Below are 15,685 nucleotides of genomic sequence, written 5' to 3'. Positions count from 1 at the left end.
GGATGCCTATGCCCACTGCATTACCTTTTATTGAGAACAACATGGAGCATTTTACCCTTGAAGAAATTGACGTGCATGATAATGAGGCGTATCTGCAGTTTGGAACCTGGTCTTATACCATTGGTAAGCCGGTTATTACCTGGTCCGATGGTATGTATCTGCTTTTTGGATACGATCCTGTGCAGGACAAGCCGGCGTTGCTGGTAAACCACGATCTGTATTATAGTCATATGTTTCCTGAAGATATTGAGCGCGCAAAGAAGATCAATGCTTCGTTCAACGAATATCCCGGGCGTTATGGCTGGGAGTTCCGCATCAGGGACCGGCAGGGCAGAATAAAAACCCTGGAAACAAATGCACGTATTATCCGCGATAACAAAGGTGCTCTATTACGCGTGGTGGGTACCACCCGCGATATTACCGACCTCCGTTCTTACCAGGAGGGCCTGGAGGGAAAGATCATGGAGCTCAACCGCTCTAATAAAGAACTGGAGGAGTTTGCCTATATCGCTTCACACGATCTGCAGGAGCCCTTGCGTAAGTTTAATACGTTTGGAGAAAGGCTGCATATGAAATATGCAGATGTGCTGGGCGATGATGGTAATTTCTACCTGTCCCGCATGATGGCGGCCGCAGGTGTCATGAGAGCACTCATTGAAAACCTGCTTGAATATTCACGTGTTACCGGCAGCAATCATGAATTCCTGAAAGTATCGCTCGACGATATCGTAAAACAGGTGGTGAGTAACCAGGACCTGCGTATCGAAGAAGCCGGTGCTGCGGTGGTCATCGAAAATGAACTTCCGGAAATAGAAGCTATTGCTTCACAAATGCACCAGCTTTTCAATAACCTGCTGTCTAACGCCATCAAATTTCGCCGTAAGGATGTAAAATCACAGATAACAATTTCCGCCAGGAAAATGCAGCCCGGAGAGCTTTCCCGATGGCCGTTGCTGCAAAAGAAACAGGTGTTAAGGATTGAGGTGAAGGACAATGGTATTGGCTTTGACCAGTCCGATGCACAACGCATCTTCCAGATCTTCCAGCGGCTTCATGGAAAAGCAGAATATGAAGGAACCGGTATTGGTCTCTCTATCTGCAAAAGAATTGTAGAAATGCATAATGGCATTATCTACGCAGAAGGAAGACCCGATGAAGGCGCTTCTTTTATTATTCTATTACCCGAAACCAGATAAAATATTATAATGCCAGCAACGAATGATGTAATGCCAGTACAGGTTCTGATCGTAGACGATGATGAAGATGATTATATGATCATTAAAGACATGTTGCAGGCGATCTCCTATCCTGTGGTTACAACCTGGGCCTACTCTTATAACGATGCCCTTGCTCATGTAAAATCAGGTAAGTTCGACGTGTTTATTGTAGACTTCAGACTCGGCGGTAAAACAGGGCTTGATCTGATGTCCGACGCAGCACAGTTTCATTCCGATACACCCTTTATCTTCCTTACTGGTGCAGGTAATGCAAAGATCGATGCCATGGCCATGAAAGCCGGCGCTACCGATTACCTGGTGAAAGGCGAAATGAATGAAGAAAAGCTCGACAGAAGCATCAGGTATGCAATAGAACGGAGCAAAGTTATCGCTGCTCTTCGTTTAAGTGAAACAAAATACCGTACTGTATTTGAAAACTCAAAAGACGCGATCTTTATTGCCGATAGCTCAGGCGTGATCCTGCAAACAAATACAGTGTTCCGCGAAATGCTGGGATTCTCTGTAGAAGAAGGCGGCAGTTTTTCTATTGCCGACCTGGTAACTACCGATCATCAGAAAGCATTACTCAACGATATTATTACACACTGCAAGGAAATAAAAGACCTCGAAACCGAATTCGTTCTTCCCGATGGCGTCATTAAAATAGGACTTTTATCTATTTCATGCTCTACCAATGAAAAAGGGGACCGTTTCTTCCAGTGCTTCCTGCACGATATAACTGAGCTCCGTAAAAGTGAACGTAATCTCTTTCAGGCCGAAAAACTCGCGGCCGTAGGCAGGCTTGTTAGAACGCTGGCGCATGAAGTGAGAAACCCGCTCAACAATATTAATTTATCTATCGACCAGATGGTTGAGCTCATCACCGATGAAAGCCTGCTCACCTATACCGAAATTGTATCACGCAACTCCGGTTATATAAATTCCCTGATCACCGAGTTGTTGCATTCTCTGAGGCATACGGAGATCAATATTCAACGTAGGCCTGTTCATGATATATTTTATGCTGCAATGGCAAAAGTAAAAGACAGGCTGGACCTGAAAGGAATTCAGATTAAAGTGGCGCTGCCTCCGGAAGATCTCTATGTAAATATAGATCTCGATAAAATGACCTCTGCTTTTCTTAATCTGCTTACCAATGCAATAGAGGCTATTGATCATGACAACGGCATTATTACACTCTCCGCTGAAAGAGGGAAAGATGCTATCCTTGTTAAGATCCAGGACAATGGCATGGGAATACCCGCAGAAAGCCTGGGCCGGTTGTTTGAACCTTACTATACCACTAAGCGTAATGGCATGGGATTGGGCATGGTAGCTACCCTTAATATACTACAGGCGCATAATGCAACTATAGAAGTAAGGTCCGAAGAAAAGAAGGGTACTTTATTTACTATTTTGTTTTCAATTGCAGCGTAGTTGATTGTTTAAACATTCCTTTAAATTTCTTTCCGGGAATTTAAATCTCATTAAAAGAACAAATATGTGTTTTCCGGGTTTGCAGTTTTGAAAATGAATTCTTACGTTTGTTTTAGAAATTAATTGAAGGTTCACACCAAAAGAAGGTGTTTTTCATAGGTTAGCAACGCCCCATCCTTTCTAGGTTCAGGGGCTTTTTTATGCCCGTAAAAAAGGCCGTCTCCTATAAGGAAACAGCCTTTCTTTAATCACCACTCTATACACTACTCTTTAAATTTTGCCTTCAGCTGCGTTAATTTATCCAAATGGGCACGTAACGCAGGAAGGGTATTGCCGGCCCAGGTTTTCATTTCACCGTCGGCTTTAGAATCATTTACAATGCTTTCAAATTTGCTGATGCTTTTTTCGTGGGCGTCTGTCATCGCTTTTACCCAGTCTTTATTGAAATCGGCTGCTTTTTTATCCCGGAACTCCTGTGATGCTTTTTTACTGTCATCAGATTCTGCAACAGGAAGCGTAACGCTTTTCTTCGATGCCATATCTTTTACCTCAGCCAATACTTTATTATGATCTGCTATGAGCATATCCGATAAAGTGCGGATGTCATTGTCCTTGCTCTTTTCTTTCGCAATAGTGGCCATCTCTATTTCATGATAGTTGGCTGCAGCAACATCTACCAATAACTGTGCATTTGATTCGCTGGAGTCTTTAGTGAATTTTTGTTCGTTCACATCTTCAGCAACTTCTTTGCTGTCTTTTTCTTTGGCTTTGTCATCCCCGCCATTACACGCAACACTCATACTAATAATGGCAAGTGACAGGCAGGTAATAATGTTTTTCCGTAGCATACATTTCTGTTTAACAATAAAGCTCAAAAAACTGTTCCATTAGGCCTTTTTTAATGAGAAAATAGGTGCTAACAAGTGGATCTGACGGTAAATTACCTGCATTTTGTAGAACAGGTTCCGCAATCTTCCGGTTTTATTCACATCCGGCCGGCACTCTCAGCAAATGGAATGAACTTTGAATATTGGATGGATATAATCATCAACCTATGGAAGAAAATTCTAACCACTCACTGAAACACCGTATTGAATCGGTCAGGACCGCTTTAATGTACGGTACGCTGGAAGAAGGCATCAACATGCCAACTGCTTTAACCACTACTATCCGCTACGAGGAAACTGAAGAGGGCGACTTCATCTGGCTCATGATGAAACAACCCTGGAATAGCATCGCAAGCCGCTTCCCGGTAACATTACAGTATTATCAAAAGGGGGTACCTCATAAGGTAAAAGTAGAGGGGGCTGCAGAAGTATCGTATCTGCCATCTAATATAGCTGTAATAAAAGTAAAGGTGGAGCAGTATGAATGGTGTGATCTTGCTTTACCTCCGGTTCAGGGAACCTCCGGTAGCTGGATTACCGTTGTACAGCAATGGTTCAGGGAAAGTATTGTGGGTATGTTCCGCCAGGAGCCCGCTGCCGCCCGGTATACTTCTGCTGCATAGTTATAGTAACGTACACAATCTGCCGCCGGAATACGCTTTTTTCGCTCATTTTTTAGCCCATTTGTCTCAGGCTCTGTGAGTTGGCAGCAGAAGCATCATTTTGATTTTTTAATTGTAGGAATTACATTTAATTTAGTTCCTCATTAAAACGATTCAAAATGAAAATTGCTTGCCTGCATTTGAAAAAGCGTTTGTCTTTTGCTGTACTAGCTGCTTTTTCATCTGTAACCTGCTTGTCATCAGCTACTGCCCAAACCCAGGTTCTTGTAAATGGGTACGATCCTCAACAACAAATCAGCCGTCACATTTACGGCCATTTTTCTGAACATCTTGGAAGGTGTATCTATGGTGGCTTTTGGGTAGGCGACAGCATTAAAGTCCCCAAACAAGGGGGGATCAGGCTGGATATAGTAGATGCACTGAAGAAAATAAAAGTTCCCAACCTGCGTTGGCCTGGCGGCTGCTTCGCCGATGAATATCATTGGCGCGATGGTATTGGCCCCCGAAACCAGCGCCCTAAAATGGTAAATACCAACTGGGGCGGCGTTACTGAAGACAATAGCTTCGGTACGCATGAATTCCTCGAACTCTGCGACCTGCTGCAATGCGAACCTTATATCGCAGGTAACGTAGGTAGCGGCACCGTAGAAGAAATGAGCAAATGGGTAGAATACCTGAACTTCGATGGTTTAAGTCCCATGACCACAATCCGTAAACAAAACGGCCGCGAAAAGCCATGGAAAGTCGAATTCTGGGGTGTTGGCAACGAAAGCTGGGGATGCGGTGGTAATATGACCCCCGAATACTACGCCAACGAATTTAAACGCTATGCAACCTACGCCAGAAATTACCCGGGCGCAAGACTGAAAAGAATTGCCAGCGGCGCCAATGTTGCCGATTATAACTGGACAGATGTATGTATGCGCAACATCCCCGCCGGTCAGATGTGGGGCATAACCCTCCACCACTATACACTCCCTTCAGGACACTGGAGCGATAACAAAGGCTCCGCCACTGCATTCGAAGAAAAGGAATACTTCACTACAATGAAGAGCTGCCTTTACATGGAAACGCTTCTGAATGGTCATGAAGCCATCATGGATAAATATGATCCGGCAAAAAAGGTAGCCCTGGTAGTAGATGAATGGGGGATATGGACCAATGTGGAACCCGGCACCAATCCCGGTTTCCTGTACCAACAGAATAGTATGCGCGATGCCTTGGTTGCCGCAAGTACACTTAATATCTTCAATAATCACTGCAACCGTGTAAGAATGGCAAACCTGGCACAGACAATAAACGTACTGCAGGCCCTTATCCTTACCGAAAAAGAAAAGTTCCTGCTAACACCTACTTATCATGTATTTGATTTGTATAAAGTTCACCAGGACGCAACCTTATTGCCTGTCCAGTTTAAAAGCCCTGAATATGTTTCAGGCAACGATAAACTGCCTGCTGTGAATATCTCTGCCTCCAAAGACAAAGAAGGCAAAGTGCATCTCACCATTGCCAACATCGATCCCAACAAGGCTATTCCATTACAGTTGAATCTGGCCGGCATTAATTTTAAAAAGGTGACAGGCCAAATCCTAACTTCTCCTAAATTTACCGACATTAACACCTTTGCGAAACCTGACCTGGTAAAACCCGCAGCCTTTAACAATGCTGTTGCTTCAGGTAACACGCTGCAGGTGCAGATGCCGGCATTATCCGTTGTAATGCTGGAACTCAATTAATAAATTCAAAAACAAAAAAGAAACTAATATGAACAAATGGACCAGTTATGTGGCAGTAGCTGCAATCGCTGCCGGAACACTGCTGGCAGGCTGCGGCGGAGCAACTAAAGAAGAGAAGAAAGACGTGAAAGCCGGTATTACCAAAGCAGCATGGGGCAAAGCCGATGGCCAGGATGTAGATCTGTATACACTTACCAATAAAAACGGTGTACAGGTAAAGATCAGCAGCTATGGCGGTACGGTAACTTCATGGACCGCTGCCGATAAAGCAGGTAAGGTTTCCAGCATAGTGGTAGGTTTCGACAGCCTTTCAGGATACCTGGCTAAACCACCATTCTTTGGCGCTATCATTGGCCGCTATGGCAACCGTATCGCCAAAGGCAATTTTAAACTCAACGGCACCACTTATCAGCTGGCGGTAAACGATGGCCCTAACCACCTGCACGGCGGTAACAAAGGATTCGATAAAGTGATATGGACGGGCACCGTTCTTTCAGATACTATCCCCGCCCTGGTACTTACCTATGTAAGCAAAGACGGCGAAGAAGGATATCCCGGCAACCTGAAAGTAGTCGTGAAATATACACTCACCAATGACGATGAACTGGCTATCGACTACACCGCTGAAACCGACAAGGCTACACCGGTGAACCTTACCAACCACAGCTATTTCAACCTTTCCGGCGACGTGAACAACAGCATCCTGGATCATGTGTTGCAAATGAATGCAGCCAACTATACGCCTGTAGATTCCACACTCATTACTACAGGTGAGATCAAGGCAGTAGCTGGTGGTCCTTTCGACTTTACTTCCCCGCAAAAGATAGGAAGCCGTATAGCACAGGTGCCCGGTGGATACGATCATAACTGGGTACTGGACAGAAAAGGAGACAGCACTTCGCTGATGCTGGCTGCAACCCTTACCGATTCTATCAGCGGCAGAACCCTGGAAGTATATACAACTGAACCCGGTTTACAGTTCTATACCGGAAACTTCCTCGATGGTACCTTCAAAGCGCCTAACGGCACACCCATCAACAAGAATTCAGCACTTTGTCTCGAAACGCAACACTATCCCGATTCGCCTAATAAACCTGGATTCCCGTCTACTATCCTCCAGCCGGGACAACAGTATCATACTGTTACCAAGTATAAGCTGATCGTGAATAAATAAACCCGGGCAACACGCTGCCGGTTTGCCGGCTGAACAAGGCTGGCTTATTCCTGGTCTTGCGACAATGCCGGCAGTATTGCCTTTACTTTACCAGGGTTGACCAAATAGCGGTCAGCCCTTTTTTTATAGCAGCGCATACCCCGAAATCGCTGTCATTCTGGCTTTTTTACTGCAAAACCCCGGGCAATGGAGCAAGCCACACTAAAGCCACACTAAAGCCGTCTTAAAGCCGCTTACGATCCATCTTAAAATAATGTCATTCTGTCTTTAATAAGTAAAAGCATTTGCCTCTAACCCCTTGTATAATGTAATGAAAAATTTTCTTCTTCATTGTTTAACTTTGATAGAAACTCGTTCTGTTGCCTGTATTTTTGATTGCATGCCATATGGTAATTGAAACTGAGAATATATGATACAAAAGCCCGGAGCATTTCTGTTCGATATGAACGGTACTATGATCGATGATATGGCCTTTCATGGCCTCGCATGGCACGAAGTACTGAACAACCAGGCTAACGCAGGCCTTACACGCGAAGAAGTCGATAAACAGATGTACGGCAAGAATGCAGAAGTGCTTGACCGTATATTTGGCAAAGACCACTTTCCCCCCGAAAAGGTCGCCGCACTTTCCATGGCCAAAGAAAAGCGCTACCAGGAAGCCTACCTGCCACATCTGTGCCTGTTACCAGGACTGGAAGCCTTCCTGGCCAAAGCCAGATCTCATCATATTGCCATGGCAATAGGCACTGCTGCCATCTCCGATAACGTAGACTTCGCCATCAACAACCTCAACGTAAGACATTACTTCAAAGCAATAGTAACAGCCGATGACGTTGCGGTCAGCAAACCACACCCCGCTACATTCCTGCAATGTGCCGACCTTTTACAGGTGCCTTACGAAAAATGCATTGTATTCGAAGATTCGCCTAAAGGAATAGAAGCTGCCCTCAACGCAGGCATGCAGGCGGTTGTATTAACTACCATGCACCCGGCATCCGATTTCAGCCATTTTCCCAATGTGATCGCCTGCGTAAGTGATTATAACAATAAAGCACTTGATGTCTTGTTCAGCTGATCTATCAGTTGAGTAATGCTTTTGGCGATAGCTTCCTTTGCTGTCTCAAAATGAGGTTTTAGTGCTTTGGCCCCGGAGGTGTTACTGAGGGCGGCAAGCTCATTGGCATGCTTTTTCACCGTGGCAGGTACTTCTTTCTTGAGCTCCTCATCCAAAGCAGCATCATAAATATAACCGGCAACCCGGCGGGCAAGCCATACCAGCTCAAACGCCGAATCTTTATTGCTATAAGGCAACTGCACGATCTCGTTTTGGTAGGATATAAGGTTGTTCAATACCTTCTGCATAAAGCAAGATTTGTATTGCTTAAAAGTAAGCTATCCCGCTTGCTTTTTAACCCCGGTAACAGAATATGTTTCCCACCCCAATAAGGGGGATAAACCCGGACATCCTCATCTTGCTGAACTGTATAAACATATCTGTTATCTTTGCGCAAATTTTTCGTTTATGCCTTCTTTTGATATCAGCAGTAAAGTAGACCTGCAAACACTGGATAACGCTATCAATACAGTTAAGAAAGAAATCAGCGGCCGCTTCGATTTCAGGGACTCACATGTAGTGGTAGAGCTGAATAAAAAAGATTACATTGTTAACCTGGAAGTAGACAGCGATATGAAGATGAAGCAGCTCATCGACGTGCTTATCAGCCGCTCGATGAAGCAGGGGATCGACGCCAATGCATTTAACTTTGAAAAAGATGCCTATCCCAGCGGTAAGGTCGTAAAAAAAGAAGTACCCGTTACCAACGGCCTTAAACAGGATGACGCCAAAAAAATAGTAAAGCTCATCAAAGACTCCGGCCTTAAAGTACAAGCCCAGATCATGGATGAAATTGTAAGGGTTACCGGCAAAAAAATCGACGACCTGCAGGAAGTAATAGCGCTCTGTAAAGGCGCAAATCTCAATTTTCCCCTGCAGTTTGTAAATATGAAAAGCTAGAATTTTTCATAACTGACTGAAAATCAGTTTGCATGGGATTGTATCTTCGTTGATTTCTATTTTGTGATTAGCAGAGAATATCCTAATTTTGCATTCCTTATAATAATAACAGTACGGCAAAAACCGTGCGGCCTAAAATCAAAATAAAATGAAACAAGGTCTCCATCCAGAAAGTTACAAGTTTGTTGTGTTTAAAGACATGAGTAATGGCCATACCTTCCTTGGTCGCTCTACTGCTTCCTCTAAAGAAACTATTCAGTGGGAAGACGGAAATGAATATCCTGTAATCAAACTGGAAATTTCGAATACCTCGCACCCTTTCTACACCGGTAAAAATGTACTGGTAGATACTGCAGGTAGAATTGACAAGTTCAAAAAACGTTACGAGAAGAAAAAATAGTCTTTTTGAATACGAAACTTACAAATCCCTCCGGCAGTGCAGTCACACGGAGGGATTTGTGTTTTAAGGCATACTTACATTAGTTATCTTACTTCAATTACTCCATATGAGCCAACCAACTAGCTACCCCAAAGAGAAGATCAAAATACTGTTCCTCGAAAATATCAGCGACAAGGCAGTAGAAAAGTTCAAACAACAGGGATATACCAACGTTAAAAAACTCACCGGTGCCCTGAGTGAAGAAGAATTGATCAAAGAAATTAAAGATGTTCATCTCCTGGGCATCCGCTCCAAAACAAAGATCACTAAAAATGTACTCGACCATGCTCCCAAACTGCAGGCCATAGGCTGCTTTTGTATAGGTGTGAACCAGGTCGATCTTGGTGCCGCCCTCCACCAGGGTGTAGTAGTCTTTAATGCGCCTTATAGCAATACCCGTAGCGTTGCCGAACTCGTAATTGGCTTGTCCATCATGCTCATTCGCCGTATTCCGGATAAGAACAAAGCCGCCCACGAAGGTATCTGGATGAAAGAAGCCAAAGGCAGCTATGAACTGCGTGGTAAAACACTGGGCATCATTGGATATGGCAACATTGGTACACAGGTTAGCGTGTTGGCTGAATCTCTGGGTATGAACGTTATGTTCTACGATGTGGAAACCAAACTGCCGCTGGGTAATGCACACGCTGCCAAAAACCTGAAAGCGCTGGTAAGTGAAGCCGATATCATTTCCCTGCACGTTCCCGAAACCGCACAAACAAAGAACCTGGTAAATAAAGAAGTGATCCGGTCTATTAAGAAAGGAGCTATCCTTATCAACTATGCAAGGGGTGAAGTGGTCGATCTCGAAGCGCTGGCCGAAGCGCTTAAATCTGGCGCACTCTCCGGTGCAGCAATAGATGTCTTCCCATGGGAGCCCGAAAAAAATGGCGATCGTTTTGAAACGCCGTTACAAGGCCTTTCAAACGTGATCCTTACCCCGCATATCGGAGGCTCTACCGAAGAAGCACAGGTAAATATAGGCGACGATGTAAGTAATAAATTATACCAGTATCTCGAAAGAGGTATTACCAACGGTTCTCACACAGTACCCGGTATCAGCCTGCCGCCGGTAGAAGGCGCACACAGGATCCTGCATATTCATAACAACAAACCCGGTGTGTTGAGCGCCATCAACAGCGAACTGTCTAAACATAACATCAACATCCTCGGTCAGTATCTTAAAACCAATGATGCCATCGGTTATGTGGTGCTCGACGTTGATCAGCAACTGAGCACCCAGGCGGTTGAATTGTTGAAAGATGTAAAGGAAACGATCAAAGTAAGGATCCTCTACTAATATCATTCAGGGCTATCGCTGTAGCCGCTTTAATATCTTTTTGGCACGGCTGCGGAATGCAGCCGTTTCCTTTTCCAGCTGTGTCTCGATAATGAGCTGCAGCTCGGGTTTTATCTCGGGATACTCGTGCGATAAATGATCCAGTATAGTAAGACTGAATGCCTTGATGGCAATAGGCGTGGCAGGGTTGGTTACCAGCTCAAAACAGGTGTTCATAACTATGCCCTGGTAAACTTCAGGTATGCTTACATCCTGTAGTATGCTCGCACAGTTACGCACCACCGCTGCAGGCGCAGCTGGCTGCTGCAGCAGTTCCGCAAGCACGCCAACATGAGGCTGCACATACGACGGATTTCTACGGGCAGCCCAGTTAAGACACCACGATGCCCGGGTAGCAACAACTTTGTCTTTATCCTGCAGGTAACGGACTAATGCCGCAAAATACGACGGCGAAGCCGCCGCTTTTGCGGCATGATCCAATACATCTGCCTTTTCAAAGTCTTTGACCAATAAGGCTGCTCTATTTAATAAAGAAGACATTGAAATATACCTGTTATATTTTAACAACCTTCGTCCTGCTTATCGAATCATGCCAGGGAGAACCGCTGAACATGCTGAAGGGCTCAAAAGGAATACACCTGCACAACGCTCTTACAAAGGCGTCTTTGAAGGTAATAGGAGAGCCGTCTTCTTTTACAGCACGCGTACGCGTAATTAACTTGCCGAGCGACCTGCCTTTTGATAGACCCTCCATAAGCGAAAAATAAAGGACGGTCACGATGAAACTGATAACGTAAAGCACCAGGTCCGAAGCAGCTGTCGATTGCCCGCCATACGAAGTGCTGCTTACAGTAGAAGCTACAATGAATGAACCCAACACAATGGCCACCACGAAAATGGTAGCATACATGCCAACAATATCCACTATAAAATTGGCAAATCGCTGACCCGGTGTGGCAGGCTCCAGTATTATTTCTTCTTCCAGTTCTGCAAGAATGTCGATTTGTTCCATGGTTTTTGGTTTAGGTGTAATTTAATGAGAAATATAAAGCGTTTTACTTAACGGAAAGATGGTTATAATCTTTTAAAAGTGTTTCCAGGAAAATGATATTGTCCTGGTGGTTGGGGATGCCAAGCGCCGCGCGGATCGTATCCGCCGTACGTATGATCATGTCCAGCGAAGTTTTGCCGGTATGATAACGGTCCAGCATATTCTTGATCGTGTTCATGTCCCGGTCTGTCAGTTTCAACACGTTGGCATACACAGGCTGATAGCTTTCCCCCAGCTCAAAGAAGATGGTGTCATCCAGGTTGCTTTGCATCTTCAGTTTAATGACCAGGGTGCCCGCAGCAAGGTCGCCCAGGCGCTGGTTTTTGTTGGTGACGGCATAACTGATAAGCGCGCCAAATCCAAAACTGCTGATGAAATCGATAAAACGAACCAGCCAGCGAAGAAGGAATTGGTATAAGGCAGGCCTGCCGCCGTTTTCACTGATCACACGCAGCTTCAGCATTTTTTTTCCCGGTGTTTGCCCGTTCATCAGTAGCTCGCAAACAAGATGATAAACAAGACAAGGCGTGAACAAAATCATCTGCAATGCCGAAAGATTGAACCAAAAACCATCTCCCGCCGATTGCCTGCCATTACTTGCCTCGTACTCAGCCAGAAAATGCATGCTCACAATAAAATAGGCCATAACAATCGCAAAGTCTATGAGCCAGGCCACGAGCCGCTGCAGAAACTCTGCTGTCTCAAATTCCAGGTCTATATTGAAGGCGGTAGGAATAGTTATTTTCTGCATCGTTTCAATAAACTATTTGGAGTTTGTAAAGTAATCAATAAATTTCGGATTCAAAATCTTCAAATTGAGGGAAGCACAGTTTATCAGGAAGAACAAAGATCGCTGGCAGCAAATGAAGGAAAACCCTAGCCAACATCCCGACGAAACCGCTGAAGAATTTATTCAGCTGGTCGAAGATCTGGGCTATAGCAAAACCTTTTATCCCTCCAGCGGTATTATAAAATACCTGAATACCGAAGCTGCCAAACGTTACCTTCATATCTACGCAAACCAGCGGCAACGAACCAGCCGCGTCTCCCGCTTCTTTAAATATGATCTCCCGCTGGTGATAGGTAAACACCATGTATTGCTGCTGGTAAGCTTCGTTACTTTTCTCGTGTTTATAACCATAGGCTTTTTCTCCGCCGCAAAAGACCAGGGCTTTGTACGCCAGATCCTCGGCGATGGCTACGTGAATATGACGGAGCGTAACATCGAACGCGGCGCCCCGTTTGGCGTATATGCATCCGGTAACGAATTCCTGAGCTTTGTTTACCTCTTCCTTAATAACATTGGTGTTGCACTGCGTGGCTTCGCAGGCGGCATTCTCCTGGGTATTCCCACCATCCTCATGCTGGTGCATAACGGTATTATGGTGGGCGCTTTTGAATACCTCTTTTACAGCAAAGGATTGATGCAGGATAGCTTGCTCACCATTATGATCCACGGCACCATTGAATTGGGAATGGTGGTGGTGGCGGGTGCTGCCGGACTTGTACTCGCAAAAAGCTGGCTTTTCCCAGGCACAAGCCGTCGTGTAGACGCATTGAAACAAGGCGCAAAAGAAGGCCTTATCATCGCCCTCGCCAACCTGCCCATGCTAATGATCGCAGCCTTTTTCGAAGGTTTTGTAACCAGGCACGCCGATATGTCGGTATGGCTTAAACTGCTTATCATAGGCTGCTCTCTGGCTATTATGATTGGTTATTTCGTTGTATACCCCATAATGCTGAAAAAAAGATGAGAGTAAAACTGCTGTTCTTTCTTTTGCTTATTACAGCCTGCTTTTGCTCCGCCGCTTACGCACAGGAACAGGAAGAAGACTACGACTATGATCATGCAGAAAGCAAAGCCACACATATCTACGATACCTCACACCTGCTCTTTAACTGGCGCTATCATACGCAGCCCTTTAGCCAGGAACAGATCCCTGCCGGAGTTACAACCCAAAAGAAGGTAAATACGCTCAAAAAAGAAGAGGACTTCTGGTATGTATCCGCTACGGAACAGGCAGTTGCAACAATCGATTCGGCTATGGAGCGCAAACGCAAAGGAAATGCACCCCCTCCCGAGATCGACATGCAGACCAGCAATAGCAGCGGAAGCAGCGGAAATCTCATTTTCATCTTGGCGGCTGTCATCTTTATAGCAGCTGTACTCTACTTCCTGGTATCCAATAAGGTCGCATTCTTTGCACCGCGTAATGTGGCCGGCGAAGATGACAATATCTCCATAAACGAAATTGGTGACAATATTTTCGCCCTCAAATACAATGAACTCCTGCAAAAAGCACTGAAAGACCAGGACTATCGCCTCGCTGTACGCATTCTTTACCTGAAAACATTAAGGCAGCTGAGTGATAAAGGACTTATCCGTTTTCAACCCGAATATACCAATATCGACTATCTGGTTCAGTTAAGAGGAGGTGGCAATTACGATGAATTTGCCCGTATCACCAGGCATTACGAATATGTATGGTATGGAAGATTTGAAGTAAGCCGTGATCTATATGAACGTATCAGCCAGGATTTTATAACCGTACAAAACAAACTCGGGTGAAACTGCTGAAAAAACTGATACCATATATCGCAGGTGCAATAGCTATTGTATTGCTCATCATTTTCATGCCGCACAGAGAAAAAGAGAAAAAGTTTGTCGGCCGTGTTACACTTGATTCCAGGGATAAAAATCCCTATGGTTGTAACGCCGCTTTTCAGCTGCTGCAGGAACGTTTTCCCGGAACGCATGTGGTACGAAACCAGCAGGAACCCGCGCAATGGGAAGAATTAAGCTGGGATACGGCAAAAGCAGGACAGGTGCTGATGATCGTGGCTAAATTTTTCGATCCCTCCGAAACCGATCTCAACTACCTCACCAGCTTTGCGCAAAAAGGAAATTATGTTTTCATCAGCGTACTGGAAATGAGCGATATCGCTAAAAAGTTTTTTAGGGTAGACCAGGACCCGCTGAGAACAGAGCAGCCCTGGATCCGTCTGGAAGATAATTCGGTTACCTGGGTTAACAGGCTCGCAGTGAAGCTCGATTCTGCAACATTCCAGCCTCCTTATTTGTACGGCTATCCCGGTGCGCCTTTCTCCAATACCTTTTTCGGCATGGATAGCAGCTTTACCTACCAGATCGGAACCAATGCCGCAGGTAAAGCCAACCTGCTTGCCATGAATACACTCGATGGCACTATCTTCCTGCATAGCGCACCGCTTGCGTTGTCTAACTTTTTTATACTATACCGCGATAATCATGAATACTTCGAAAAACTGATGTCGCTCTTCCCCCGGAAACCAACAAAGATTGTATGGGACGAATACTTTTTGTATGGTATCAGGAAAGAAGAAGAACCCAAAGGACTGCTTTCCGTGATCCTGCAATACGAAAACTTCCGCTGGGCATTCTGGTTAGTACTGCTGGTCCTGGGCTTATACCTTGTCACCGCTGTAAAACGTAAACAGCGTATGATACCCGTATACCGCAAACCCGCCAACGATTCTCTTGAGTTTGTCGAAACCATAGGAAAACTCTATTACGAGAAAGGCGATCACCGGAACCTGGCGTTGAAGATGACACAGTTTTTCCTCGAACATGTAAGAACGAAATACAAGATAGATACGCATTACATTAACGACGATTTTGCAACCGTGCTGTCAATGAAATCGGGAGTAACAAAAGATACCACCGGCGCCATCGTCGATTACATCCATAAAGCCCAGATGGGGTTGATAACCCGCGACGAGCTCATGAAATTCTATTACATTTTAGACCATTTTTATAAACACACCTGA

17 protein-coding genes are annotated in these 15,685 nt (G+C 45.0%); 12 read left to right on the top strand and 5 right to left on the bottom strand.

Annotation, left to right across the window (positions count from 1 at the left end):
• The first annotated feature begins 8 nt into the window (after nt 1–8).
• Together ESB13_RS05985 and ESB13_RS05980 are read left to right on the top strand one after the other, a co-directional pair.
• On the top strand, nt 9–1,196 hold the full coding sequence (locus ESB13_RS05985) for a sensor histidine kinase (protein WP_164974109.1): 1,188 nt from the start codon (nt 9–11) through the stop codon (nt 1,194–1,196).
• A gap of 9 nt (nt 1,197–1,205) precedes the next feature.
• Nucleotides 1,206–2,654, top strand: a complete 1,449-nt coding sequence (locus tag ESB13_RS05980) for a hybrid sensor histidine kinase/response regulator (protein WP_129002101.1) — start codon at nt 1,206–1,208, stop codon at nt 2,652–2,654.
• 263 nt (nt 2,655–2,917) lie between these two features.
• On the opposite strand, the gene ESB13_RS05975 is transcribed toward ESB13_RS05980, so the two are convergent.
• Nucleotides 2,918–3,502: a DUF4142 domain-containing protein gene (locus tag ESB13_RS05975; RefSeq protein ID WP_129002100.1), complete on the bottom strand. Its 585-nt coding sequence runs from the start codon at nt 3,500–3,502 to the stop codon at nt 2,918–2,920.
• 206 nt (nt 3,503–3,708) lie between these two features.
• Here ESB13_RS05975 and ESB13_RS05970 point away from each other — a divergent pair, with 206 nt between their 5' ends.
• The 4 genes from ESB13_RS05970 to ESB13_RS05955 all read left to right on the top strand — a co-directional run bounded on the left by ESB13_RS05970 (nt 3,709) and on the right by ESB13_RS05955 (nt 8,149).
• Nucleotides 3,709–4,164 (top strand): hypothetical protein, encoded by a 456-nt coding sequence (locus ESB13_RS05970; protein ID WP_129002099.1) that lies wholly within the window; start codon nt 3,709–3,711, stop codon nt 4,162–4,164.
• Between the two features lie 158 nt (nt 4,165–4,322).
• Nucleotides 4,323–5,900 carry an alpha-N-arabinofuranosidase gene (locus ESB13_RS05965; RefSeq protein WP_129002098.1) on the top strand — a complete coding sequence of 526 codons (1,578 nt, stop codon included), beginning with the start codon at nt 4,323–4,325 and terminating at the stop codon, nt 5,898–5,900.
• 28 nt (nt 5,901–5,928) lie between these two features.
• Nucleotides 5,929–7,074 carry an aldose epimerase family protein gene (locus ESB13_RS05960; protein WP_129002097.1) on the top strand — a complete coding sequence of 382 codons (1,146 nt, stop codon included), beginning with the start codon at nt 5,929–5,931 and terminating at the stop codon, nt 7,072–7,074.
• A 409-nt stretch (nt 7,075–7,483) separates the two neighbouring features.
• Nucleotides 7,484–8,149, top strand: coding sequence for an HAD family hydrolase (locus ESB13_RS05955; RefSeq protein ID WP_129002096.1), 666 nt, complete (start codon nt 7,484–7,486; stop codon nt 8,147–8,149).
• Here the strand turns inward: ESB13_RS05955 and ESB13_RS05950 are convergent.
• The gene (locus tag ESB13_RS05950; protein WP_129002095.1) at nt 8,113–8,436 is read right to left on the bottom strand and encodes a hypothetical protein; all 324 of its coding nucleotides are present in this window, start codon (nt 8,434–8,436) and stop codon (nt 8,113–8,115) included. The genes ESB13_RS05955 and ESB13_RS05950 overlap by 37 nt on opposite strands.
• A gap of 160 nt (nt 8,437–8,596) precedes the next feature.
• Here ESB13_RS05950 and ESB13_RS05945 point away from each other — a divergent pair, with 160 nt between their 5' ends.
• The 3 genes from ESB13_RS05945 to serA all read left to right on the top strand — a co-directional run bounded on the left by ESB13_RS05945 (nt 8,597) and on the right by serA (nt 10,827).
• Nucleotides 8,597–9,088: a YajQ family cyclic di-GMP-binding protein gene (locus ESB13_RS05945; RefSeq protein ID WP_129002094.1), complete on the top strand. Its 492-nt coding sequence runs from the start codon at nt 8,597–8,599 to the stop codon at nt 9,086–9,088.
• A 148-nt stretch (nt 9,089–9,236) separates the two neighbouring features.
• On the top strand, nt 9,237–9,488 hold the full coding sequence (locus ESB13_RS05940) for a type B 50S ribosomal protein L31 (RefSeq protein WP_129002093.1): 252 nt from the start codon (nt 9,237–9,239) through the stop codon (nt 9,486–9,488).
• 106 nt (nt 9,489–9,594) lie between these two features.
• Nucleotides 9,595–10,827: a phosphoglycerate dehydrogenase gene (gene serA / locus ESB13_RS05935; protein WP_129002092.1), complete on the top strand. Its 1,233-nt coding sequence runs from the start codon at nt 9,595–9,597 to the stop codon at nt 10,825–10,827.
• Between the two features lie 12 nt (nt 10,828–10,839).
• Here serA and ESB13_RS05930 read toward each other — a convergent pair whose 3' ends face one another.
• From ESB13_RS05930 to ESB13_RS05920, 3 genes are read right to left on the bottom strand one after another with little or no spacing between them, the layout of a single operon-like run.
• Nucleotides 10,840–11,367: a hypothetical protein gene (locus ESB13_RS05930; RefSeq protein WP_129002091.1), complete on the bottom strand. Its 528-nt coding sequence runs from the start codon at nt 11,365–11,367 to the stop codon at nt 10,840–10,842.
• Nucleotides 11,368–11,380: 13 nt separating this feature from the next.
• Nucleotides 11,381–11,839, bottom strand: a complete 459-nt coding sequence (locus ESB13_RS05925; RefSeq protein ID WP_129002090.1) for an RDD family protein — start codon at nt 11,837–11,839, stop codon at nt 11,381–11,383.
• Nucleotides 11,840–11,882: 43 nt separating this feature from the next.
• Nucleotides 11,883–12,629 (bottom strand): RDD family protein, encoded by a 747-nt coding sequence (locus tag ESB13_RS05920; RefSeq protein ID WP_129002089.1) that lies wholly within the window; start codon nt 12,627–12,629, stop codon nt 11,883–11,885.
• A 64-nt stretch (nt 12,630–12,693) separates the two neighbouring features.
• Here ESB13_RS05920 and ESB13_RS05915 point away from each other — a divergent pair, with 64 nt between their 5' ends.
• The 3 genes from ESB13_RS05915 to ESB13_RS05905 are packed head-to-tail and all read left to right on the top strand — an operon-like array spanning nt 12,694 to nt 15,685.
• A complete protein-coding gene (locus ESB13_RS05915; protein ID WP_129002088.1) occupies nt 12,694–13,632 on the top strand; it encodes a stage II sporulation protein M in 939 nt (312 codons plus the stop codon).
• On the top strand, nt 13,629–14,447 hold the full coding sequence (locus tag ESB13_RS05910) for a DUF4129 domain-containing protein (protein WP_129002087.1): 819 nt from the start codon (nt 13,629–13,631) through the stop codon (nt 14,445–14,447). Before ESB13_RS05915 ends, ESB13_RS05910 begins: the two co-directional genes overlap by 4 nt.
• Nucleotides 14,444–15,685 carry a DUF4350 domain-containing protein gene (locus ESB13_RS05905; RefSeq protein WP_129002086.1) on the top strand — a complete coding sequence of 414 codons (1,242 nt, stop codon included), beginning with the start codon at nt 14,444–14,446 and terminating at the stop codon, nt 15,683–15,685. The genes ESB13_RS05910 and ESB13_RS05905 overlap by 4 nt, the downstream gene beginning before the upstream one ends.

This window comes from Filimonas effusa, assembly GCF_004118675.1.
Taxonomy (GTDB): Bacteria; Bacteroidota; Bacteroidia; order Chitinophagales; family Chitinophagaceae; genus Filimonas; species Filimonas effusa.
Note: the sequence above shows the minus strand (reverse complement) of the source record. Positions and strands in the feature narration are given on the sequence as shown.

What these genes read in the sequence shown, in the direction of transcription:
- ESB13_RS05985 (WP_164974109.1), top strand. Translation starts at nt 9, where the DNA reads ATGCCCACTGCATTACCTTTTATTGAGAACAACATGGAGCATTTTACC.
- ESB13_RS05980 (WP_129002101.1), top strand. Translation starts at nt 1,206, where the DNA reads ATGCCAGCAACGAATGATGTAATGCCAGTACAGGTTCTGATCGTAGAC.
- ESB13_RS05975 (WP_129002100.1), bottom strand. Translation starts at nt 3,502, where the DNA reads ATGCTACGGAAAAACATTATTACCTGCCTGTCACTTGCCATTATTAGT.
- ESB13_RS05970 (WP_129002099.1), top strand. Translation starts at nt 3,709, where the DNA reads ATGGAAGAAAATTCTAACCACTCACTGAAACACCGTATTGAATCGGTC.
- ESB13_RS05965 (WP_129002098.1), top strand. Translation starts at nt 4,323, where the DNA reads ATGAAAATTGCTTGCCTGCATTTGAAAAAGCGTTTGTCTTTTGCTGTA.
- ESB13_RS05960 (WP_129002097.1), top strand. Translation starts at nt 5,929, where the DNA reads ATGAACAAATGGACCAGTTATGTGGCAGTAGCTGCAATCGCTGCCGGA.
- ESB13_RS05955 (WP_129002096.1), top strand. Translation starts at nt 7,484, where the DNA reads ATGATACAAAAGCCCGGAGCATTTCTGTTCGATATGAACGGTACTATG.
- ESB13_RS05950 (WP_129002095.1), bottom strand. Translation starts at nt 8,436, where the DNA reads ATGCAGAAGGTATTGAACAACCTTATATCCTACCAAAACGAGATCGTG.
- ESB13_RS05945 (WP_129002094.1), top strand. Translation starts at nt 8,597, where the DNA reads ATGCCTTCTTTTGATATCAGCAGTAAAGTAGACCTGCAAACACTGGAT.
- ESB13_RS05940 (WP_129002093.1), top strand. Translation starts at nt 9,237, where the DNA reads ATGAAACAAGGTCTCCATCCAGAAAGTTACAAGTTTGTTGTGTTTAAA.
- serA (WP_129002092.1), top strand. Translation starts at nt 9,595, where the DNA reads ATGAGCCAACCAACTAGCTACCCCAAAGAGAAGATCAAAATACTGTTC.
- ESB13_RS05930 (WP_129002091.1), bottom strand. Translation starts at nt 11,367, where the DNA reads ATGTCTTCTTTATTAAATAGAGCAGCCTTATTGGTCAAAGACTTTGAA.
- ESB13_RS05925 (WP_129002090.1), bottom strand. Translation starts at nt 11,839, where the DNA reads ATGGAACAAATCGACATTCTTGCAGAACTGGAAGAAGAAATAATACTG.
- ESB13_RS05920 (WP_129002089.1), bottom strand. Translation starts at nt 12,629, where the DNA reads ATGCAGAAAATAACTATTCCTACCGCCTTCAATATAGACCTGGAATTT.
- ESB13_RS05910 (WP_129002087.1), top strand. Translation starts at nt 13,629, where the DNA reads ATGAGAGTAAAACTGCTGTTCTTTCTTTTGCTTATTACAGCCTGCTTT.